The sequence below is a fragment of the Micromonospora sp. WMMD708 genome (assembly GCF_049315245.1).
Lineage (GTDB): Bacteria > Actinomycetota > Actinomycetes > Mycobacteriales > Micromonosporaceae > Micromonospora > Micromonospora wenchangensis.
In genome coordinates this window covers 6,503,637-6,522,738 of record NZ_CP186060.1, presented here as the reverse complement: position 1 = coordinate 6,522,738, position 19,102 = coordinate 6,503,637, and the positions used below count along the sequence as shown (strand labels likewise).

Below are 19,102 nucleotides of genomic sequence, written 5' to 3'. Positions count from 1 at the left end.
CGATACTGCGGTATCCGATCGTCGGGATACCGCAGTATCGGCCCCTTTGTTTTGACCACACCCGGATTTCCCGCCCCAACCCCGGTAGGCGGGAGGCTGGGCGGGTAAGCCGCGCGGACCACGTCGTCAGGGCACGCCCAACGGCCACCGCACGGGGGAGTGCAGCGCACATGGGTATTGGTAGCGGCATCTTTCTCATCGCGCTCGGCGCGATCATGACGTTCGCCATCCGGGCCAACGTCTGGTGGATCGACCTGCGCGCGGTCGGCTGGGTGTTCATCCTGGCCGGGCTGGCCGTACTGCTCACCACGCTGTGGTTCTGGCAGGACCGGCGCAAGCGGGCCCGCACGCTCATCGTCGAGGAGAACCGGCTCTCCCACCCGACCGCGATGATGCCGCCGCCGCCCGACCCGCCGCCGCCCACCGCGCCCCCGTCCTGACCGCGCCCGACCCCTCCTCACCGCGCGCGATCCGCCGGCCCGACGGGAGGTGCCGGGGGACGACCGGGCCGGTCCCGGCAAGGTCGCTGGCCCGCCCGGTCAGCCGCGGGCGGTGTGCCGGTCGACGATCGGGGCGCCGCCGGGGGTCAGCTCCGTCCACGGCTTCCCGGTGCGGTGCACCACCAGGTCGCTGGTCCGTAGCCCCTCCCGGTCGGCCCGTTCCGGGTCGAGCAGCGCCGAGAGCAGCGAGACGCCCGGATTGTGTGCGACGAGCAGCACCGTGCCCGCCTCCGGTTCGACCGTCCGCACCAGGTCGAGCAGGTCGTCCGGGTGTGCCTCGTACGCGGCGGCGGCGTACCGCACCACCGGAGCCGTCCCCGCCGGGCCACCCTCGGACCCGGTCATGCCCAGCGCCACGTCGTGCCAGGTCTGCCTGGTGCGGCGGGCCGCCGAACAGATCACCACGTCGGGGAGCAGACCCTGCCGGGCCAGCCAGGCCCCGGCGGCGGCGGCGTCGGCGTGACCGCGTGCGGTGAGCCTGCGCTCCACGTCGGGGCCGGTCGTGGGCTGTTCGGCCTTGGCGTGCCGGAGCAGCACCAGTGTCCGTGTCTCGGCCTCGCCGTCGGTCATTGCACCAGCTTGCCTGATTGGCGCGGGTGTCGCCTGGGTAAGTCGATGGATGCCACTCGCTCATCGATGCCCTCGATGGCCGTGGCGGGTGGGTAACGCCAGCTGACAGCCAAGGAGGCGACGTCATGGGCATCGGTGCCAGCATCTTCCTCATCGCGGTGGGCGCGATCTTCGCGTTCGCCGTCGACGCCAATCTGGGATGGCTCAACCTCGACGTGGTCGGCTGGGTGCTGATGCTCGCCGGCGTCGTCGGGCTGCTGACCACCCTCTACTTCTGGAACAGCCGCCGCCGGGCCGTCGTCACCACTGCGGTGCGGCAGGACCAGGTCGTCGCCGACCGGGTCGTGCCGGTGCAGGGCGGCCAGGTGGTGCGCGAGGAGTACCGCGAGACGCGCGGCTCGGGTTACCCGGTCTGACCGTCCCGCACCCCACGAACTCGAGGGCCCCGCAACGGCGCGGGGCCCTCGAACTGTCTGCGGTTCTTTCTTGAGATCAGGTGGGGTCAGGCGAAGAGGGCGAAGTAGATCGCGATGTGGTGACAGAGGGCGGCGATCAGGGTGCAGGCGTGGAAGAACTCGTGGTGGCCGAAGACGGTGGGCCACGGGTTCGGCCGGCGCAGCGCGTAGAAGACGGCACCGATGCTGTAGATCGCCCCGCCGACGGCGAGCAGCACCAGCACGGTGACCCCGCCCTGGCGCAGGATCTGCGGGAGGATCGCCACCGACACCCAGCCGAGGGCCAGGTAGAGCGGCGCGGAGACCCAGCGCGGGGCGTGCGGCCAGATCAGCTTGACGGCGACACCCGCCAACGCCCCGCCCCAGACCAGGCCGAGCATCAGGACGGCCGTCGACCGGTCGAGCAGCAGGACGCAGAGCGGGGTGTACGTCCCGGCGATGAACACGAAGATCATCGAGTGGTCCATCCGGCGCATGATCTGGTAGCCGCGCTCCGACCACACCCGGCGGTGGTAGAGGGCGCTGGTGCCGAACAGGCCGCAGACTGTCACGCTGTAGATCAGGCAGCTGACCAGGGGTGTCCAGCCTGGCCGGGTGGCCGCGATCGCACTGAGCACGATGCCGCAGACGAGCGCGACGAAGAACGCGTAGGTGTGCAGCCAGCCGCGCATCCGGGGCTTACCGATGTCGACAGGCTTGAGTCGAAGCGGTGCGGAGGTGGTCACGCAAACAGGTTACGGCACCGTAGGTTACTTCTAGGTAGTGCGACCCGTCACGGCCCGGATCGGGTCCACCTGCCCTGGACGGCGCATCGATCGGAGAGTATGGCGGAATGCGGATCCGACCCGTGGGCCGGCACGCCCTCCTGCTCGACTGCGACGACCCTGCCCAGGTGGAGCAGTGGCGGACCGAGCTGTGGCGACGCCGGGAAGCCGGCGAGCTGACCGCCGCCGAGATCGTCCCGGCCGCCGGCACCGTCCTGCTCGACGGGGTGCCCGACCCGGAGTCGACGGCTGCCCGGATCGCCCGCTGGACCCCCGGCCCGGCCACCGTCGCCGCCGACGTCACCACCGTCGAGGTGCCCACCGTGTACGACGGGGAGGACCTGCCCCGGGTCGCCGCGCACTGGCGGGTGACCGTACCCGAGGTGGTGCACCGCCTGGCGGGCACCGAGTTCCGGGTGGCGTTCTGCGGGTTCGCCCCCGGCTTCGCCTACCTGACCGGGCTGCCCCCGCAGTACGCGGTGCCCCGACTGCCCACCCCGCGCCCCCGGGTGCCGGCCGGCTCGGTGGCCCTGGCCGGGCCGTACGCGGGGATCTACCCGGGCGCGTCGCCGGGCGGCTGGCTGCTGGTGGGGCGGACCACGCTGACCCTGTTCGACGTGTCCGCCGACCCACCCGCCACCCTCACCCCCGGCACCCGGGTCCGGCTGGTGACCGGATGACCGCACCGCAGGCAACCGCAGGCGCGATCGAGGTACGGCGGGCGGGACCGCGTACCACCGTGCAGGACCTGGGGCGGCCCGGGTGGGCGCATCTCGGCGTACCCCGGTCGGGGGCGCTCGACCCGGCGGCGCTGGCGCTGGCGAACCGGCTGGTCGGCAACCCGGCGGACGCCGCCGGTCTGGAGTTGACCCTCGGCGGGTGCGAGCTGCGGCTGACCCGGGCCGGCACGGTGGCGGTGACCGGGGCCGACGTCGACGTCCGGGTCGACCGGCGGCCCGGCGACGTAGGCCGGCCGCTGGCGGTGCCGGCGGGCGCGGTGCTGCGGATCGGCACGCCCCGGCACGGGCTGCGCAACTGGCTCGCGGTCGACGGGGGGATCGCCGTCGCGCCCGTGCTCGGCAGCCGGTCAACCGACACCCTCGCCGGCCTCGGCCCGCCCCCGGTCCGCGACGGCGACCTGCTCCCGCTCGGACGACCGGGCGGGCCGCCCGCCCCGGTGGACTTCACCGTCGGCCGGCCGGTGCCGGACGAGCTGTGGTTGACCCTGCGCCCCGGCCCCCGCGCCGACTGGTTCACCGCCGGGGCGATGGCGCTGCTGCTCGGCACGGCGTACACGGTGAGCCCGGTCAGTGACCGGGTCGGCGCGCGACTGGTCGGCGCGGTGCTGCCCCGCGCGGTGGCCGGGGAACTGCCCAGCGAGGGCGTGGTGCTCGGGGCGGTGCAGGTGCCCGCCGACGGCCAACCGTTGATCTTCCTGGCCGACCATCCGACCACCGGCGGCTACCCGGTGATCGGCGTGGTGGACGACGTGACCGGGCTCGCGCAGGCCCGGCCGGGGACTACGGTGAGGTTCCATGGACCTCAACGCTGACCTCGGCGAGGGATTCGGCATCTGGCGGCTCGGCGACGACGAGGCGCTGCTCGACCTGGTCACCTCCGCCAACGTGGCGTGCGGCTTCCACGGCGGCGACCCGTCGACCATGCGGCGGGTCTGCGCCGCCGCCGCCGAACGTGGCGTCGCGGTCGGCGCGCAGGTCGGCTACCGGGACCTGGCCGGTTTCGGCCGCCGGCACATCGCGTACGGCTTCGACGAACTGCGCGACGACGTCACCTACCAGCTCGGGGCGCTCGACGCGTTCTGCCGGCCGTACCGCACCCGGGTCCGCTACCTCAAACCGCACGGCGCGCTCTACCACGCGGCGGCCACCGACGAGGTGCAGGCCGCCGCCGTGGTCGCCGCCGTCACCGGGTACGACCACGAGCTGCCGATCCTGTGCGCCCCCGGCTCCACCCTCGCCCAGCTCGCCGTCGGCGCGGGACTGCGGGTGGTCGCCGAGGGATTCGCCGACCGGGGTTACCTGCCCACCGGGGCGCTGGTGCCGCGTACCGCGCCGGGCGCGCTGGTCACCGACCCGGAGGAGGTGGCCGTCCGGGCGGTCCGGATGGCCACCGAGCACACGGTGGTGGCGGTCGACGGGACCGTGGTGCCGTGCCCGGTCGCCTCGATCTGCCTGCACGGGGACAGCCCCGGCGCGGTCGCCTCGGCGGCCCTGGTGCGGGCCGCGCTGATCGACGCCGGGGTCACCCCCACCCCGTTCGCCTGACCGCTCGCGTCAGGTGTCCAGGCCGCGCAGCACCAGCGGGACCCGGGTCGCGCCGTCGTCGACCACCCGCACCGGGACGCCCCAGTCCTGCCGGGTCAGGTGGCAGGCGGCGTGCTCGACGTCGGCGTCGCAGGTGGCGGCCTGGGCGGTCACCTGGAGCACCCCCTGCGGCACGGCCGGGTCGACCACCAGTCGGCGGGACAGCTCGGTGCCGGTGCCCGCCCCGTCGACCAGCAGTTCCGGCGGTGAGGCCGAGACGACCAGCCGGGTCGACGGCCCGTACGTCTCGTCCAGCTTCTGCCCCGGCGCCGGCGTGAAGATCACCTCCAGGGTCACCTCGCCGGCCGCGACGTCGGTGGGTTTGCGCTCCAGCCGGTGCCGGGGACCGTCCACGGTGTCCGCCCCGGCGGCGGTCAACGCGCCCGGGGCGAGCCGGGTCAACCGGTGCGCGGCCGACTCCACCACCAGCACCCCGCCGTCGGCGGTGAGCACCAGGTCACTCGGCTCGGCCAGCCCGTCGGCCACCGTGGCGACCAGGCCGGTCGCCGGGTCGAAGCGGCGTACCGCGCCGTTGTAGGTGTCGGCGATCAGCACCGAGGAGTCGGGCAGCGCGCACACCCCCAGTGGATGCTGGAGCAACGCCAGGTCGGCCGGCCCGTCCACGTGCCCGAAGTCGAACAGCCCCTGCCCGACGGCGGTGCCGAGCACGCCGTTCTGCGCGTAGCGGATGGCGCTGGTCTCGCTGTCGGCCACCCACAGCCGCGCGCCGTCGGCCGAGACGGACAGGCCGGACGGCTGGGCCAGCCACGCCTCGGCCAGTGGGCCGTCACGCAGCGCCTCAACGGTGGTGCCCGCCCACATGCCGGCGGTCCGCTTGATCGGGTCGAACCACCAGAGCTGGTGGATGCCGGCCATCGCCACGATGACCCGGTCGTCGTACCAGGCCAGGTCCCACGGGGAGGACAGGTCGACGGAGAGCGCGTCGTGGGCGTGGTCGTCGACAGTGGAGCGCCACTGCCGGCCGGTGCCGGCCACCGTGGTCACCTCGCCGGTGTCCAGGCGTACGCCGCGCAGCAGGTGGTTGACCGTGTCGGCGACCAGCAGGTCGTAGCCGGCGACCTCGGCGACGTGCGCGGGCAGCAGGCAGAGCCCCTGCGGCTCGGCGAAGCCCGCCGAGGCGGCCGGCCCGTCGACCCGACCCCGTTCACCGGAGCCGATCCGCCGGATCAGCGTCTCGCCGTCCGGGGCCAGCTCGACCAGGCTGTGCCGGGCCGAGTCGGAGACCAGCAGGTTGCCGCCGTCGAGCAGCACGGCCTTGCCGGGGAAGCGCAGCGTCGTCTCCGGCGGCGTCGGCGGCACGTACGGCCCGTCGCCCCGGTGCAGGGTGCCCTTGGCCTCGTGGGTGGCGATCAGGTCGTCGACCAGCCGGACCAGCCCCTCGGCGTGGCCCTCGCCGGCCATCGTGGCGACCACGTAACCCTCCGGATCGACCACCGCCAGGGTGGGCCACGCCTTCGCCGCGTACTGCTGCCACATGTCCAGCTCGGGGTCGTCGAGCACCGGGTGGTGCACGCCGTACCGCTCGACGGCGGCAGCCAACGCGGCCGGGTCCTTCTCGTGCTCGAACTTCGGCGAGTGCACCCCGACGACGACCAGCACGTCGGCGTACTTCTCCTCCAGCGGGCGCAACTCGTCGAGCACGTGCAGGCAGTTGATGCAGCAGAAGGTCCAGAAGTCGAGCAGAATGATCTTTCCCCGTAGGTCGGCGAGCTTCAGCTCCCGCCCACCGGTGTTCAACCAGCCCCGACCCCGCAGCTCTGGTGCCCGTACCCGTGCGCTCATGCCCCCATCGTGCCGCACCGCCTGCCGACGGGTCGCACGAAGGGCTCAGCGGTCGGGTGGCTGTGCCCAGGACAGGAAGCGGTCGGTGAGGTTGTTCGACCGGCCGCTGTCGAGCTGGGTGAGATGATCCTCGGGTTGGGGCTTCGGAGCGGGCTTCGGCTTGTCGTCCGTCGGCACGGTGGTCCCCTCTGTCCGATGTCAATGGGAGGAGGCCAGTGCCCCCTCCGCCGAAACCGTTCCGTCGCAGCGGGCGTCAACAGCGGTTTCGTTGGTGGAACTCTCGTCGGCGAAGCCCTAGTCTCGGAAGCAAATCGGCCAACATGGAGAGCCGCCGACAGGATGCGATACCGCTGCTGAAGGCCGATTGACGTAAGTCCGTCGGGTATTGGGGGAGGCTTGGGGAATGTGAGCATGTCGGCGGCGGAGATCCTGCTCGACGAGTTGCGCCATGCTCGGACGTCGCGGGGAATGAACCAAGGTGAGTTCGGCAAGTTCATCCGCTACTCAGGCACACACGTCAGCGCGGTAGAGACGGGCACTCGTCCGCCCACAGAGCACTACGTGGCGGCGATCGACAAGGCGCTCAGGACGGGCGGCATGTTCGGGCGACTTCTGGAAAGACTCGCAGCGCTCGACATGGCTCCGGTATGGCTACGTGAGTGGATCAACTTCGAAGATCAGGCCAAGGCCCTGCGATGGTACGAGCCAGCCTTCGTCCCCGGCATCCTTCAGACGGAGACGTACGCGCAGGCGACGCTTCGGGCCAGCGGCCTACTCGGCGCTGAGGAAGTCTCTCACCGAGTCCGGTCCAGGATGGAGCGCCAGTCGATCCTGAGTAGGGAGGACCCGCCGCACGTGGTGGTCGTTCTTGACGTGGCTGTGCTTCGCCGGACGGTCAACGGCGACCGGCCCCTGATGCGCGAGCAAGTTAATCACCTTGCTTCTGTCGCCGAACTCCCGCACGTCCAAATTCACATCGTCGCGGACGATGCCGGGCTCTACCCTGGCTTGCAAGGCGGCTTCATCCTCGCCACGATGCCTGATGAGACCACCGTCGGCCACATCGATCATCAGGTGAGATCGCAGACCGTCAGCGGAACAACCGAGATTGCTACGCTCCAGAAGACCTGGGAGGCGGTTCTGCGGGATGCGCTTCCCCGTAGGCCGTCTCTGAGTCTGATCAAGGAAATGGCGGAGAAATGGACATGACCGGCGCGCGATGGCGCAAGTCCACGAGGTCCGGCACCAACGGCGGCAACTGCGTCGAGGTGGCCGACAATCTGCGCGTTGTGGTCGGCGTACGGGACAGCAAGGACCCGAACGGCCCTGCTCTCGCCTTCACTCCCGAAGCTTGGCGGGCATTCGTCGCCCGAGTCCCTGATCGGGTCTGATCGACCGGCCACCCGTCGCCCTGGACCGACCGGGCATCGTGACCCGGACGACGGCCGCCAGCGTCAGCGGGTCAGGTCGACGGTGACGGTGACGCGGCCCCGGTCGTCGCGGCGGGCCACCGCGTGCCCGGCCCGGTCGACCCCGTCGAGGTTCAGCGAGATCAGGCCGCCCTCGCCCAGGAAGTTCCGCCACCACTGCTTGGCGTCGGGCATCGCGACCTGGATGACCACCGTGTCGCCGGTCTGCCGGTACGCGACGGGCGTGCTGAACGTCCGCCCGGAACGGCGACCGGTGTAGGTGACCACGGCCAGGTGCCGCCGGAGGAACCGCCCCCAGCGTGGCGACGACCGCAGCGCCATGATCCGCGCGTTGAACGACCGCGCCAGTCCCGAGGGAAACGATCCGCGACCCATTCGGGCCTCCATCGGTCGACATGAAAGCTTCACGCCGACCGTAACACTGCCCGGTCCCGCCGAACGTGAGTGCGGGCCGCGATTGCCGGCCGCCGCAGGGGGGGAGTGATACCGGCGTACACCGTTATGCCTGTCAGTCATATTTATGCCTGTCAGGAATACCGGTCTCCAGGTGAGGCATGGGTCGCCGCCGCCGCGCCCGGCGGGGTGCGGCCGCCGCGCCAGCGGGAAGGGCAAGAGGGCGGTCACGGCTGAGCCGCGCGGGCAGGGTACGAACCTCACCCGCGCGGCCCCGGACGGGAACGGTCAGCAGCGACCGACCATCGTCTTCACGTCGTAGGTGGTGTTGACCCAGGTGTCGGCCACGTAGCCGGTCACGCCCGTCGCCGGGTTGGTGATCCGGTCCCAGGTGGACGACGGCCAGTAGCCGCCGCTGACGTACTCGCCGAAGGTGTAGCAGGCGATCCGCACGGTGGCGCCGTAGTTGACGGAACCGGCGATGCTGTAGGTGGTGCCCGGCCCGGTGCGGATGTTGAGCGACGGGTTGGCCAGGATCGTGCCCGTCACGGCCGGCGGGTCGCCGGTGCCACCCAGGCGGGCCACAGCCGCCTGCGCGGCGGACAGGTAGCCGGCGTACGCCCCGTTGTTGTACGTCGACCAGGGCTGCCAGTTGCTGCCGCCGCTGGAGATGTTGTAGGCGGCGTTGGCGTTGCACTGGGAGTTGTAGGCGCAGCTGTCGGTGACGGTGGGGTGGTAGCAGTTGTTGATCTGCCACAGCCCCCGGTCCAGCGAACCGTTGGGGCAACCGGCGGTGGGGCCGTTGCTGCCGACCGCCGACGGGTTGCAGGAGGACTCGGCCATCGCCACGGCAACGGCGGTGACCAGCGGGTTGTTCCGGAAGCCGGCGGCGTACGCCACCTGGGCGCACAGGTCGATACCGACCGCGTTGACGCCCACCCGGTTCGCCTTCGCGCCGATGGCGGGGCCACCGACGCTGGCCGGCTTGGCCTGGTCGGCCGGGCGGGGGGCGGGCGCGGCCTGGGCGGCCGGGCCGGTGGCGGCGGGTGCTGCGGTGGCGGGGGTGGGCATGACACCGACGCCGACGGCGGCGACCAGCGTCAGGCCGAGGGCCAGGCGCAGGGCACGCCGGGCCGCGCGGGTGGGAAGGGGGAGACGCATCAGGATCCTTTCAGCGGACGACCGGAAGGGGAGCCGGGTGGGGTGGGGGCGTCAGCGCCCGGTCCACTCCGGGTCGGCGTAGGACCAGCCGAGGTACGGCGCACCGGGCCAGCTCTGCGAGACGCGGCGGACGGTGGCCGCCGAGGTGATGTAGTTGCCGTTGCCCTCGGAGAGCATCACGTGGCCGTAGTACCCGTTGATCGACGCGGCGGCGTAGAAGACCAGCGCGCCGGACGGCGGGGTGCCCGTGGTGCGGATCATGCCGCGCGAGAGCAGCGCGTTGTAGTGCACGATCGCCGACGCGTAACCGCTGGCGGCCCGACCGTAGGCGTGCCCGACGAAGTTGTCGCACCAACCGTCCCACGGGTGGTTGGAGTCGCCCAGGTCCCCGTTGGTGTACGCCTGGCCGATGACCGACCGGGCCCAGGCCATCGCCCGGTCCTCGCGGGTGCCGGTCGGCGGCGGGGTGGTGGAGCACTCCGGCTCACCGGGCAGGTACTGGTTGAACCCGGGCGTGTTGGTGTAGTAGTCGCTGATCCAGCCGCTGGCCGGGGAGCTGATCCGGTGCCAGACCGAGTTGCCGGAGATGTTGCGCCCGCGTACCGCGCACTCGGCGACGAACCCGGTGCCGTCGGCAAGGAGCGCCACCGAGCCGGCGTTGGCGTCGTAGGGGCTGGTGCGCACCATCAGGCCGGCGCCGCCCGTGCCGGCGACGCTGTAGCCGGAGATGCCGGCGAACGACGGTGCGGCCGTGCCCACCAGGACCATCGCCGTGACGCCGCAGGCGGCGAGGACCCGTATGACGAACCTCGGCAGTGCTCGGCGGGATGTGCGGCCCGGGGGGTTCGAGCCGTTCGGCTGGTACACGCGGTTCTCCTGTCGAGAGGTCGGCGCCGCACCGGAGGTGGTGCGGCGTACCCGTCGGACGGTGGTCCGTGCGATGCGGTATCCCCGGGGCGAACGTCGATTTCGAGCCGAACGGATGCGTGTCAGGCCCGACACTCGCCGTGAGATCATATTTACCGGCACCTATCCGGCGGGTGGCTGCTCCGGGGTCGATCCTGTCGTGGCACCCGCCTGTAAAGCACTGGCTTGACGTGCGTTGACACCAGGGTTTACATGCAGGGGAGGGTCCATGACGGGTCGAAGCGGACGAGTCGGCGATCAGGTTGCCGACGAAGTCCGGCACCACCAGTTCGTCGCTGATCTCGCCCGGCTCCGGCGCGATGCCGGGCAGCCGTCACTGCGCAGGATGTCGGTCACCGCCCACTACTCGCACACCGCGCTGGCGGGGGTACTCTCCGGCACCCGCCTGCCGTCGCTGGAGCTGACCCTGGCCTTCGTCCGGGCCTGCGGTGGCGACGAGGCGGCCTGGCGGGCCCGGTGGCACCGGGAGGCCGCACTGGACCGGCCCGGCGGACCGGCCCCCGAAAGGCCAGCCCCCGTCGGGCCGGCAGCCGACGGACCGTCGGATGAGTCGGTGTCGGCGTCACCGCCGTCGCCACCACGGACGGCGGCCCCTCGCACACCCGTGCCCCGGTGGGCACTGGTCGCGGCGGCCGGGCTCACCGTGCTCGTCGCCGGCTCGGTCGTACCGATGATCGCCGACCGGGAAACCCGGACGAACCGTCCGGCGGACCGGGCGGTCGACGCCTCCGGCCCGGCACCCACCGACGCCGCAGCCGCCGGCGGCACGCCGGCCCCTGACGGGGCGGACCCGCAGGAGGAGCGCTGCCAGGTGGACGCGGTCAGCAGGGAGACCGTCCCGGTGCCCGACCCCGACCCGACCCGGCCGAACTACGGCAGTCTCACCCTGCGCTACTCCCCGCGCTGCCAGGCGGCCTGGCCACTGTTCGTCTCCACCGAGCGGGTGCCGACCGGGGCGACCATCCGGCTGGCGGCCACCCGCCCCGCCGACGGCGCATCCAGCCGGTTCGACTATCCGTTCATGATCAAGAGTCAGGTGTACAGCGTGTTCGGCAACGTGCTGCGGACCACGAAGGGCTGCGTGTCGGTCACCGTCGACATCACGGCAGCCGACAACCGCAGCGTCCTGGCCAGCGCGCGCACCCCGTGCGTGCAGCTCGGTGCCCGGACATGACACTGCCCCCCGCGCCGGTGCGGAGGGCAGTGGTGGGCCGGTCGGTCAGACGTGCTGGGTCTCGGTCGTCGACGGGTGCAGCTCGGCGGTGGTCCCCGTGACGAACCGGCCGGTGCTCGCGCTGCGGTGGACCTCCTGCTCCCCGCCGTTGCCGACCTGCTCCGTGGTCGTGTGCCGGGGGTCCCGCTCGGTGGTGCCCTCCGTGACGAAGCGGCCGCTGCGAGCGCTGCGGTTGACCTCGTTCTCGTTGCCTGCCATGGGGTGACCTCCTCGGGCTACGTCAATGTCCTCTTAGACTGCCCACTCCGCACGGCCCGAAACACCGACGGCGGGGACCCGGTCCAGCCGGGCCCCCGCCGTCGGTACGCCGTTACTGGCCGGCCGGCTTGAGGCAGAGCACCCGGTCGACCCCGCCACCCTGCAGCACCACGTGCGGCTGGGTCGGGTCGGTGCACTTCTCCTTGGCGTCCACCTTGGAGACGACCGTGAAGGCACCCTGCTCGTCGCAGTTCGCCGCGCTCGCGCCGGTGCCGGACTGCTTGACGCAGGAACCGACGGCCGGGTTGAACGGGGCCGGCTTGTCGTCGTCCGAACCGATCTTGCCGAGCAGCATCAGCAGGCCCAGCGGGACGGCCAGGATCAGCACCGCCACGATCAGCACCAGGGCGAGCACCCGCCCGTTGCGTACCTTCGGCGTCGGCTGCTCGGCCTTCTGCTCCGGCTCGGCTTCCGGCTTGAACGCGTCGAAACGCCCCTGCCCCTGCTCCGGCTCACCCGGCCAACCCGTGGCGCCGGACGGCTGCCCAGCCGGCCCGAACTGCTGCCCGGCGGGCGGGAACGGGGAGGCGTACCCACCGTGGGCCGGGTCGTGCGCCGGGTGGCCGTACCCCGGCACGGGTGCGGCACCGGCCGGTGCGCCGCTGGTCGGGCCGGCCCCGAACGGCTCGGCCGGCCGGTCCGCCGGCCCGTGCGGACGGGTGCCGTTCATCGGCCGGTTGCTGCCCGCCGGGTCGGCGAAGGCGGGGATGCCGCCACCGAACGCGGGCGGGGCAGCCGGCGGCGCGGACGACGGCGCGTCACCGCCGAAGCCGTGCTGCCGTTCCGGCTCGTCGAAGCGGGGACCGTCGAACCGGGTCCGGTCCTGGTCGTCGAAGCGGGGCTGCTCGGGGCCGTCGAACCGGGTGCGGTCCTGGTCGGCGAACCGGGCATCGTGCTGCTCGGGCCGGCGGGGGTCGTGCTCGTCGGCCTCCTCCGGCGGCTCCGGGCGGGCCGGCCGGCCGTACACCCGGGGTTGTGGAACGACCGGGCCGGCCGGGTGTGCCGCCTGGTCGCTCGGGGGTGCGACCCGGCTGGCCGTCGGCACGGAGGCGCTGGCCGAGGCGCGGCCGACCGCACCGGGCTCCCCGGCGTCGGCCGTCGGCGCCGGGGCGCGGCCGGCACCCTCGGACTCGGGCGAAAGCCGCTGCGCGGGCAGGGCCGGGCCGGCCGGCAACTGCGGCTGCTCCGGCGCGCCCCAACCGGCCGCCTCGCGGCCCTGCGGCTGCTGGTCGGGTCCCCCGAACGGGGCCGGCGGCACGTAGTCGGCCGGCGGCGCGGCGGCCAGGCTGGCACCTGGCACGCGCTGCTCCTGCGGAGGGAGCGGCACCTTGTTGGCCGGGGAGATGCCGGGAGCCGGCCCCGGCTGGTAGATCGGCTGGTCGTCGCCACGGCGGGGCTCCCAACCGCCGTCGGCCGGCTGGCCGGCGGGCTCGGCGCGACCCCACGCCTGCTCGGGTGCCCACGGCTCGCCCTCCGGCACGACCGGGCGTTCGGCCCCGGGCCACGGCGGCTGCTGGTGGTCGTTGCCGGCCCAGGCGGGCGGTCCGTCCGGTGCCGAGACCGGGGCGGACGCGCGTGCGGGCTGCTCCGGTGCCGCCCAAGCGGCCCCGGACTCCGGGCGCTCCGGCGACGGTACGGAGGCCGCACCCCGCTGCGCGACCGGTGCCGGCCACTCCTGACCCGACGCCGGGTCGTCCTGACGCGACTGGTCGGCGCGGGCGGGAACGCCGCCCGGCCAGCCGTCGGGGGTGGACTCCTCCCGCTGACCCTCCCACCGGGCCGTGGCGGGCTCGGCCGGTGCACCCCACGACGGCTGCCGGTCGTCCCGCGTGCCGTTCGGCCAGTCACCGGGGCGGCCGGCGTCGTCCGGGCCGGGCCGGTTCGCGGCCCAGCCACCCGAGCGGGCCGGATCGTCCTCGGTGGACCGGCTGTCGGCACCCGCGGCGTTGCCCGCCGCCTGCGCGCCGGCCTCCGGCTGCGGCCAGGCCGCCGTCTGGTTCGTGGGCTCCGCCGGGGCCGGTACGGGCACCGAGGCCCGGCCGGCGGGGCGGTGCGCCTCGTCGGGGCGGGACGGTCCACGGGTGGTGGCCCACCCGCCGGAGTTGCCGGGCCCGTCCTGCGGTCCCGCCGGCCAGCCACCGCGCGCCGGCTCGGCCCCGGCGCGGTCGGCGTCGGCGCGGTCGTCGGCCGGCCAGCCGCCGGAGCGGGCCGGGTCGTCCTGCTGCGGTGCGGGGGCGGTGCCCCAGCCGTTGGTACCCGGGGTCGCTTCCCGCGCGGGGGTGTCCTGACCGGACCAGCCGGCGGGAGAGGTGGGGGCGGGGTCGGCCGGCGGGGACCAGCCACCGCCGGCCGGGTTGTCCGGCTGCGGCACCCGGGCGGCACCCCGGGCACCGGTCTCCGGCTGCGCCCAGGCCGGTGCGGGCTGCTCGGCCTGCGCCCAGCCGGGTTCGTGCGACGGTGCCCAACCGGGCTGCGGGGAGGAGTCGGGTTTTCCGGCGGCAGGTGCGGGCGCGGCGGCCCAGGCGGGCTGCTCGGGCTGCCCCGCCCAGGCGGGCTGCGGCGGGCCGGCCGGTGGGGTCCACGCCTCGGTGGGCGGTGCCCCGCCGGGCGGTGGGGTCCACGCCTCGGTCGGCTCGGACTGCTGTGGAACCTGCGCGCCGCCCCAGGCCGCCGGCTGGTCGGGTGCCGGCCAGGACGGAGCGGGCGGGTTGGCCCGGCCGGTGGGGGGTGGTGGGGCCCAGCCGAGGTCGGGGGTGGCGGGGACGCCGTACCCCGGGTCCTGCTGGGGCTGCCGGTCGCCGTACGGCGCCGGTCCACCGGAGCCCGGCGGCGCCTCGCCCGGCTCCTGGCCGGGACGGTGCTGGCCCTCGGACGTCATGGGTGCGCCTCCTCCATCACATGTCGGCCGCCGATGCCGTCCGTCCGGTCGGCCGGGTCGCCGGTGCCCGGCGGTTCGGCCGTGCGGTCTCCCCGCACGGTATCCGGTACGCGCGCGCGGCCCCCATGCAGCACCGGCCGTCACTCCGCGTCGCCGGACGGTGTCGATCGGCTTCCATCCGTCGCGATCGGTGTCCGGGTCGGCGGGTGGCGACCGGAACCACCGTACCGGGCATCGTGGCGAGGTGGAATCCCGGTCTCAACGGGTCCGGAACGCCGATGACCCGCCCGGAGCCCGGGCGGGTCATCGGTCTGGAGGAGGGAGAGGAAAGTCGGTGCCGGGTCAGCTCATGTGACGCTGGGCGATCGCGAGGATCTCCTCGCGGACCGCCGGCGAGTTGGCGGAGCGCAGCGCGTGCTCGATGGCACGGGCCCGACGGTTGGCGTCACGACGGGTGCGGATTCGCTCGATCATGCTCATGGTGGTCTCTCCTCCGGCTATTCGGTTGTCAGCCCCTTGATGACTCCATTGAACACCCATCGGGCGGTGGTTGCCATCGATTATTAGGTGAGCTGCAACACGGGCCTAAGGATCGTAGGCCAGAGAGCGATCTGGCCACTATTTCTTCCCTCAACGACAACGGCCGGTGTGCCGGGCGTTCACCCTGTGCACACCGGCCGTGGCCGGAACGTCGCCGGTCAGGTCCAGGCGAGCAGCGCCGCCTCCGGGTCGGCGAGGAAGTCCCCGATGTCCCGCAGGAACTTCGACCCCAACTCGCCGTCGATGATCCGGTGGTCGAAGGAGAGCCCCAGCGTGGTCACCTGGCGCGGCTTGACCTTGCCCTTGTGGACCCACGGCAGCTCACGGACCGCGCCGAAGGCCAGGATCGCCGACTCGCCCGGCGGCAGGATCGGGGTGCCGGTGTCCACCCCGAACACCCCGACGTTGGTGATCGTCAGGGTGCCGCCGGACATGTCCGCCGGGGAGGTCTTCCCCGCCTTGGCCGTCTGCACCAGACCCGTCAACGCATCCGCCAGCTCACGCAGCGTGAGCCGGCCGGCGTCCTTGATGTTCGGCACGATCAGCCCGCGCTCGGTGGCCGCCGCGATGCCCAGGTTGACGTACTCCTTGACGACGATCTCGTCGCCGGCCCAGGTCGAGTTGACCATCGGGTGCCGCCGGACCGCCAGCAGCACCGCCTTGGCGACCAGCAGCAACGGCGAGACCCGCACGTCGCGCCAGTCCCGCCGCCCGCGCAGCCGGTCCAGCGCCTTCATCGTCCGGGTCACGTCCACGGTCAGGAACTCCGTGACGTGCGGGGCGGTGAACGCCGAACGGGACATGTTCTCGGCGGTGAGCTTGCGTACCCCCTTGACCGGGATGCGCTGCTCACGGTCCGCGCCGAAGCTCGCGGCCGAGGTGGTCGGTGACGTTACCGCCGCCGGCTCGGCCATCGCCGTGCTCCCCGCCACCGCCCGCCGGACGTCCTCCCGCGTGATCGACCCCAGCGGCCCCGACCCCACCAGCGCGGCGAGATCGACCCCGAGATCCTTGGCGAGCTTGCGCACCGGCGGCTTCGCCAGCACCGCACCACCCACGCTCCGTCGATCATGGACTCGTGGTGCCGGTTCTGCGGTTACAGGGACGCTTTTGTCCCCCACCACAACTCCATGATCGGCGCGAGTGGGGGTGGGGGGACGGCGGGGGCGGCGTTTGGCGGGGGTGGTGCGGGGGCCGTAGCCGACCAGGACGGCCGTTCGGCCACCCGGGGCCACGCCGCCGATCAGGCCGGGCTCGACCATGCCCTCGGCCGGGGCGACCTGGACCGCGGCCAGGGAGGCGGCCGAGGGGGTGGGCAGGTCCGAGCCGGCGGCGGTGGTCGTCGACTCCTCGACCGGGCCGGCACCCGGGTCGGTGTCGATCGCGATGATCGGGGTGCCGACCTCGACCGTGCTCCCCTCCGGGTGGAAGATCGAGCGCACCTCACCGGCCCACTTCGCCGGGATCTCCACGGCCGCCTTGGCCGTCTCCACCTCGACGATCGGCTGGTTCAGCTCGATGACGTCGCCCACCTTGACCAGCCAGGCGAGGATCTCGCCCTCGGTCAGCCCCTCGCCCAGGTCGGGCAGGTTGAACTCCTTGATCCGGGACACCGCGCTCACCAGCCGAAGGTGCGGTCGACGGCGTCGAGCACCCGGTCGAGGTCGGGCAGGTACTCCTCCTCCACCCGGCTGGCCGGGTAGGGGGTGTCGAAGCCGGTGACCCGCAGCACCGGGGACTCCAGGGAGTAGAAGCACTCCTCGGTGATCCGGGCCGCGATCTCCGAACCCAGCCCCAGGTTGCCCGGGGCCTCGTGGACGACCACGCACCGGCCGGTGCGCCGCACCGACTCGTACGCGGCGGTCAGGTCCAGCGGGGAGAGCGTACGCAGGTCGACGACCTCCAGCTCCCGGCCGTCCTCGGCGGCGGCGGTCGCCGCGTCCAGCGCGGTGCGCACCATCGGGCCGTACGCCAGCACGGTGGCGTCGGTGCCCGGCCGCACCACCCGGGCGGCGTGCAGCGGGTACGCCCCGGACAGCGGGGCGTCCAGGTCGACCGGCCCCTTCTCCCAGTAGCGGCGCTTGGGCTCCAGGAAGACGATCGGGTCGTCCGAGGCGATGGCCTGCTGGATCATCACGTACGCGTCCTGCGGGTTGGCGCAGGTCACCACCTTCAGCCCGGCGGTGTGCGCGAAGTACGCCTCCGGTGACTCGGAGTGGTGCTCGACCGCGCCGATGCCGCCGCCGTAGGGGATCCGGATCACCATCGGGATGGTGACCTTGCCCTGCGAGCGGTAGTGCATCTTGGCCACCTGCGACACGATCTGGTCGTACGCCGGGTAGACGAAGCCGTCGAACTGGATCTCGCAGATCGGCCGGAAGCCCCGGATGGCCAGGCCGACGGCGGTGCCGATGATGCCGGACTCGGCCAGCGGGGTGTCGATCACCCGCTGGTCGCCGAAGTCCTTCTGGAGGCCGTCGGTGATCCGGAAGACGCCGCCGAGCTTGCCGACGTCCTCGCCCATGATGACGACCTTCGGGTCGTTCTCCAGGGCGCGGCGCAGACCGGTGTTGAGGGCCTTGCCCAGGGTGAGGGTCTCCGTGGCCATCAGTGCGCGCTCCCCTCGAACGACTCCAGGTACCTGCTGAACTGGGCCCGCTGGGCGTCCAACTCGGGCGAGCCGTGCGGGTAGACGTGGTCGAACATGCTGACCGGTTGCGGGTCGGGCAGGTCGAGCACCCGTTCGCGCAGGTGCACCGCCTCGGTGCGGGCCTGTTCGTCGACCTCGGCGAAGAAGTCGGCGTCGGCGAGCTGCTGCTTGTCGAGGAACGCCTTCATCCGGGCGATCGGGTCCTTGGCCTGCCAGGCCTCGACCTCGCTGGCGATCCGGTAACGGGTCGGGTCGTCGGAGGTGGTGTGCGCGCCCATCCGGTAGGTGTACGCCTCGATCAGGCTGGGCCCCTGGCCGAGCCGGGCGTTGTCCAGCGCGTGCCGGGTCACCGCGTACGAGGCGAGCACGTCGTTGCCGTCGACCCGGACACCGGGGAAGCCGAAGCCGCCGGCCCGCCGGTAGAGCGGGACCCGGGTCTGGCGTTCCAGCGGCTCGGAGATGGCGTACTGGTTGTTCTGGCAGAAGAACACCAGGGGGGCGTTGAAGACGCTGGCCCAGACGAACGCCTCGTTGACGTCGCCCTGGCTGGTGGCGCCGTCGCCGAAGTAGGCGATCACCGCCTCGCCGTCCTCGGTGCCGGTCCGGCCGTCCATGTGGACGCCCATGGCGTACCCGGTGGCGTGCAGGGTCTGCGCCCCGATGACGATCGTGTACATGTTGAACTTGAACTCGTTCGGGTCCCAGCCGCCCTGGTCGACGCCGCGGAACAGGCCGAGCGGCATGATCGGGTCGATGCCCCGGCAGTAGAGGACGCCGTGCTCCCGGTAGGTCGGGAAGGCCATGTCCTGGCTGCGCAGCGCCCGTCCGGAGCCGACCTGGGCGGCCTCCTGGCCGAGCAGCGAGGCCCACAGGCCCAGCTCGCCCTGCCGCTGCAACGCGGTCGCCTCGGCGTCGAGCTTGCGTACCAGCACCAGGTCGCGGTAGAGGCCGCGGTACTCGTCGTCGGTGAAGTCGACGCGGTACTCGGTGCCGTCCGGGCCGGTCGCGCTCTCGATCCGCTCGCCGGCCGGGGTGAGCAGCTGTACGAGTTCCGGCTCGCCGGTCGTGGCCCGCCGGGACCGGGGTGCGGCTCGCCGGCCGCGGCTGGAGACCGCAGGGTCGCCCTTTGCCATCCGTCTCTCCCTGTCGTGTCTGTGCCCGAGCCGGGGGGTCACCCGTCCGCGCACAACGTGCGCCGGCCCGGCTGTTGCCGGA

At 73.0% G+C, this 19,102-nt stretch carries 21 protein-coding genes; 8 read left to right on the top strand and 13 right to left on the bottom strand.

Translation table 11 applies throughout. From position 1 onward, the window contains the following. Positions 1-170: 170 nt before the first annotated feature. Positions 171-440 (top strand): DUF6458 family protein, encoded by a 270-nt coding sequence (locus ACN260_RS28935; RefSeq protein ID WP_067300694.1) that lies wholly within the window; start codon positions 171-173, stop codon positions 438-440. A 99-nt stretch (positions 441-539) separates the two neighbouring features. On the opposite strand, the gene ACN260_RS28930 is transcribed toward ACN260_RS28935, so the two are convergent. Next, complete coding sequence (locus tag ACN260_RS28930; RefSeq protein ID WP_422753936.1) at positions 540-1,070, bottom strand: SixA phosphatase family protein; 531 nt, start codon at positions 1,068-1,070, stop codon at positions 540-542. 125 nt (positions 1,071-1,195) lie between these two features. On the opposite strand from ACN260_RS28930, the gene ACN260_RS28925 reads away from it, so the two are divergent. After that, a complete protein-coding gene (locus tag ACN260_RS28925; protein ID WP_088645703.1) occupies positions 1,196-1,486 on the top strand; it encodes a DUF6458 family protein in 291 nt (96 codons plus the stop codon). Between the two features lie 86 nt (positions 1,487-1,572). On the opposite strand, the gene trhA is transcribed toward ACN260_RS28925, so the two are convergent. Then, complete coding sequence (gene trhA, locus ACN260_RS28920) at positions 1,573-2,250, bottom strand: PAQR family membrane homeostasis protein TrhA (protein ID WP_422753935.1); 678 nt, start codon at positions 2,248-2,250, stop codon at positions 1,573-1,575. A gap of 107 nt (positions 2,251-2,357) precedes the next feature. On the opposite strand from trhA, the gene ACN260_RS28915 reads away from it, so the two are divergent. The 3 genes from ACN260_RS28915 to ACN260_RS28905 are packed head-to-tail and all read left to right on the top strand — an operon-like array spanning position 2,358 to position 4,574. Further along, positions 2,358-2,969, top strand: a complete 612-nt coding sequence (locus ACN260_RS28915; protein ID WP_422753934.1) for a 5-oxoprolinase subunit B family protein — start codon at positions 2,358-2,360, stop codon at positions 2,967-2,969. Then, entirely contained in the window at positions 2,966-3,841 is an 876-nt protein-coding gene (locus ACN260_RS28910; RefSeq protein WP_422753933.1) for a biotin-dependent carboxyltransferase family protein, read from the top strand. The genes ACN260_RS28915 and ACN260_RS28910 overlap by 4 nt, the downstream gene beginning before the upstream one ends. Beyond that, complete coding sequence (locus tag ACN260_RS28905; RefSeq protein WP_357756776.1) at positions 3,825-4,574, top strand: LamB/YcsF family protein; 750 nt, start codon at positions 3,825-3,827, stop codon at positions 4,572-4,574. The genes ACN260_RS28910 and ACN260_RS28905 overlap by 17 nt, the downstream gene beginning before the upstream one ends. 9 nt (positions 4,575-4,583) lie before the next feature. Here ACN260_RS28905 and ACN260_RS28900 read toward each other — a convergent pair whose 3' ends face one another. Both ACN260_RS28900 and ACN260_RS28895 read right to left on the bottom strand, forming a co-directional pair. After that, positions 4,584-6,416, bottom strand: coding sequence for an NHL domain-containing thioredoxin family protein (locus ACN260_RS28900; RefSeq protein WP_422753932.1), 1,833 nt, complete (start codon positions 6,414-6,416; stop codon positions 4,584-4,586). 45 nt (positions 6,417-6,461) lie between these two features. Next, on the bottom strand, positions 6,462-6,593 hold the full coding sequence (locus ACN260_RS28895; RefSeq protein ID WP_422753931.1) for a hypothetical protein: 132 nt from the start codon (positions 6,591-6,593) through the stop codon (positions 6,462-6,464). A gap of 234 nt (positions 6,594-6,827) precedes the next feature. Between ACN260_RS28895 and ACN260_RS28890 the strand changes: the two genes are divergently transcribed. Together ACN260_RS28890 and ACN260_RS28885 are read left to right on the top strand one after the other, a co-directional pair. Next, positions 6,828-7,625 carry a helix-turn-helix domain-containing protein gene (locus ACN260_RS28890; protein ID WP_422753930.1) on the top strand — a complete coding sequence of 266 codons (798 nt, stop codon included), beginning with the start codon at positions 6,828-6,830 and terminating at the stop codon, positions 7,623-7,625. Then, a complete protein-coding gene (locus ACN260_RS28885) occupies positions 7,616-7,807 on the top strand; it encodes a DUF397 domain-containing protein (protein ID WP_204925605.1) in 192 nt (63 codons plus the stop codon). Before ACN260_RS28890 ends, ACN260_RS28885 begins: the two co-directional genes overlap by 10 nt. A 63-nt stretch (positions 7,808-7,870) precedes the next feature. Here the strand turns inward: ACN260_RS28885 and ACN260_RS28880 are convergent, their stop codons facing one another. The 3 genes from ACN260_RS28880 to ACN260_RS28870 form a co-directional block, all read right to left on the bottom strand. Further along, on the bottom strand, positions 7,871-8,221 hold the full coding sequence (locus ACN260_RS28880; RefSeq protein WP_422753929.1) for a hypothetical protein: 351 nt from the start codon (positions 8,219-8,221) through the stop codon (positions 7,871-7,873). Between the two features lie 306 nt (positions 8,222-8,527). Continuing rightward, the gene (locus ACN260_RS28875) at positions 8,528-9,400 is read right to left on the bottom strand and encodes a hypothetical protein (RefSeq protein ID WP_422753928.1); all 873 of its coding nucleotides are present in this window, start codon (positions 9,398-9,400) and stop codon (positions 8,528-8,530) included. Between the two features lie 51 nt (positions 9,401-9,451). Further along, a complete protein-coding gene (locus tag ACN260_RS28870; protein ID WP_422753927.1) occupies positions 9,452-10,159 on the bottom strand; it encodes a hypothetical protein in 708 nt (235 codons plus the stop codon). 493 nt (positions 10,160-10,652) lie between these two features. On the opposite strand from ACN260_RS28870, the gene ACN260_RS28865 reads away from it, so the two are divergent. Then, positions 10,653-11,501: a DUF2690 domain-containing protein gene (locus ACN260_RS28865; protein ID WP_422753926.1), complete on the top strand. Its 849-nt coding sequence runs from the start codon at positions 10,653-10,655 to the stop codon at positions 11,499-11,501. A gap of 45 nt (positions 11,502-11,546) precedes the next feature. Here ACN260_RS28865 and ACN260_RS28860 read toward each other — a convergent pair whose 3' ends face one another. The 6 genes from ACN260_RS28860 to pdhA all read right to left on the bottom strand — a co-directional run bounded on the left by ACN260_RS28860 (position 11,547) and on the right by pdhA (position 19,020). Further along, on the bottom strand, positions 11,547-11,759 hold the full coding sequence (locus ACN260_RS28860) for a hypothetical protein (RefSeq protein ID WP_422753925.1): 213 nt from the start codon (positions 11,757-11,759) through the stop codon (positions 11,547-11,549). A gap of 112 nt (positions 11,760-11,871) precedes the next feature. Next, positions 11,872-14,697 (bottom strand): hypothetical protein, encoded by a 2,826-nt coding sequence (locus tag ACN260_RS28855; protein WP_422753924.1) that lies wholly within the window; start codon positions 14,695-14,697, stop codon positions 11,872-11,874. Between the two features lie 342 nt (positions 14,698-15,039). Further along, positions 15,040-15,177 carry a hypothetical protein gene (locus tag ACN260_RS28850; RefSeq protein ID WP_168222356.1) on the bottom strand — a complete coding sequence of 46 codons (138 nt, stop codon included), beginning with the start codon at positions 15,175-15,177 and terminating at the stop codon, positions 15,040-15,042. Positions 15,178-15,395: 218 nt separating this feature from the next. Next, a complete protein-coding gene (locus tag ACN260_RS28845; RefSeq protein ID WP_422756866.1) occupies positions 15,396-16,850 on the bottom strand; it encodes a dihydrolipoamide acetyltransferase family protein in 1,455 nt (484 codons plus the stop codon). Between the two features lie 5 nt (positions 16,851-16,855). Next, complete coding sequence (locus ACN260_RS28840) at positions 16,856-17,845, bottom strand: alpha-ketoacid dehydrogenase subunit beta (protein WP_402892941.1); 990 nt, start codon at positions 17,843-17,845, stop codon at positions 16,856-16,858. Next, the gene (pdhA, locus tag ACN260_RS28835) at positions 17,845-19,020 is read right to left on the bottom strand and encodes a pyruvate dehydrogenase (acetyl-transferring) E1 component subunit alpha (RefSeq protein ID WP_422753923.1); all 1,176 of its coding nucleotides are present in this window, start codon (positions 19,018-19,020) and stop codon (positions 17,845-17,847) included. The genes ACN260_RS28840 and pdhA overlap by 1 nt, the downstream gene beginning before the upstream one ends. Positions 19,021-19,102 lie beyond the last annotated feature (82 nt).

Excerpts from the sequence above, each read along its gene's own strand:
- ACN260_RS28935 (WP_067300694.1), top strand. The coding sequence starts at position 171 with ATGGGTATTGGTAGCGGCATCTTTCTCATCGCGCTCGGCGCGATCATG.
- ACN260_RS28930 (WP_422753936.1), bottom strand. The coding sequence starts at position 1,070 with ATGACCGACGGCGAGGCCGAGACACGGACACTGGTGCTGCTCCGGCAC.
- ACN260_RS28925 (WP_088645703.1), top strand. The coding sequence starts at position 1,196 with ATGGGCATCGGTGCCAGCATCTTCCTCATCGCGGTGGGCGCGATCTTC.
- ACN260_RS28915 (WP_422753934.1), top strand. The coding sequence starts at position 2,358 with ATGCGGATCCGACCCGTGGGCCGGCACGCCCTCCTGCTCGACTGCGAC.
- ACN260_RS28910 (WP_422753933.1), top strand. The coding sequence starts at position 2,966 with ATGACCGCACCGCAGGCAACCGCAGGCGCGATCGAGGTACGGCGGGCG.
- ACN260_RS28905 (WP_357756776.1), top strand. The coding sequence starts at position 3,825 with ATGGACCTCAACGCTGACCTCGGCGAGGGATTCGGCATCTGGCGGCTC.
- ACN260_RS28900 (WP_422753932.1), bottom strand. The coding sequence starts at position 6,416 with ATGAGCGCACGGGTACGGGCACCAGAGCTGCGGGGTCGGGGCTGGTTG.
- ACN260_RS28890 (WP_422753930.1), top strand. The coding sequence starts at position 6,828 with ATGTCGGCGGCGGAGATCCTGCTCGACGAGTTGCGCCATGCTCGGACG.
- ACN260_RS28885 (WP_204925605.1), top strand. The coding sequence starts at position 7,616 with ATGGACATGACCGGCGCGCGATGGCGCAAGTCCACGAGGTCCGGCACC.
- ACN260_RS28880 (WP_422753929.1), bottom strand. The coding sequence starts at position 8,221 with ATGGGTCGCGGATCGTTTCCCTCGGGACTGGCGCGGTCGTTCAACGCG.
- ACN260_RS28875 (WP_422753928.1), bottom strand. The coding sequence starts at position 9,400 with ATGCGTCTCCCCCTTCCCACCCGCGCGGCCCGGCGTGCCCTGCGCCTG.
- ACN260_RS28865 (WP_422753926.1), top strand. The coding sequence starts at position 10,653 with ATGTCGGTCACCGCCCACTACTCGCACACCGCGCTGGCGGGGGTACTC.
- ACN260_RS28860 (WP_422753925.1), bottom strand. The coding sequence starts at position 11,759 with ATGGCAGGCAACGAGAACGAGGTCAACCGCAGCGCTCGCAGCGGCCGC.
- ACN260_RS28855 (WP_422753924.1), bottom strand. The coding sequence starts at position 14,697 with ATGACGTCCGAGGGCCAGCACCGTCCCGGCCAGGAGCCGGGCGAGGCG.
- ACN260_RS28850 (WP_168222356.1), bottom strand. The coding sequence starts at position 15,177 with ATGAGCATGATCGAGCGAATCCGCACCCGTCGTGACGCCAACCGTCGG.
- ACN260_RS28840 (WP_402892941.1), bottom strand. The coding sequence starts at position 17,845 with ATGGCCACGGAGACCCTCACCCTGGGCAAGGCCCTCAACACCGGTCTG.
- pdhA (WP_422753923.1), bottom strand. The coding sequence starts at position 19,020 with ATGGCAAAGGGCGACCCTGCGGTCTCCAGCCGCGGCCGGCGAGCCGCA.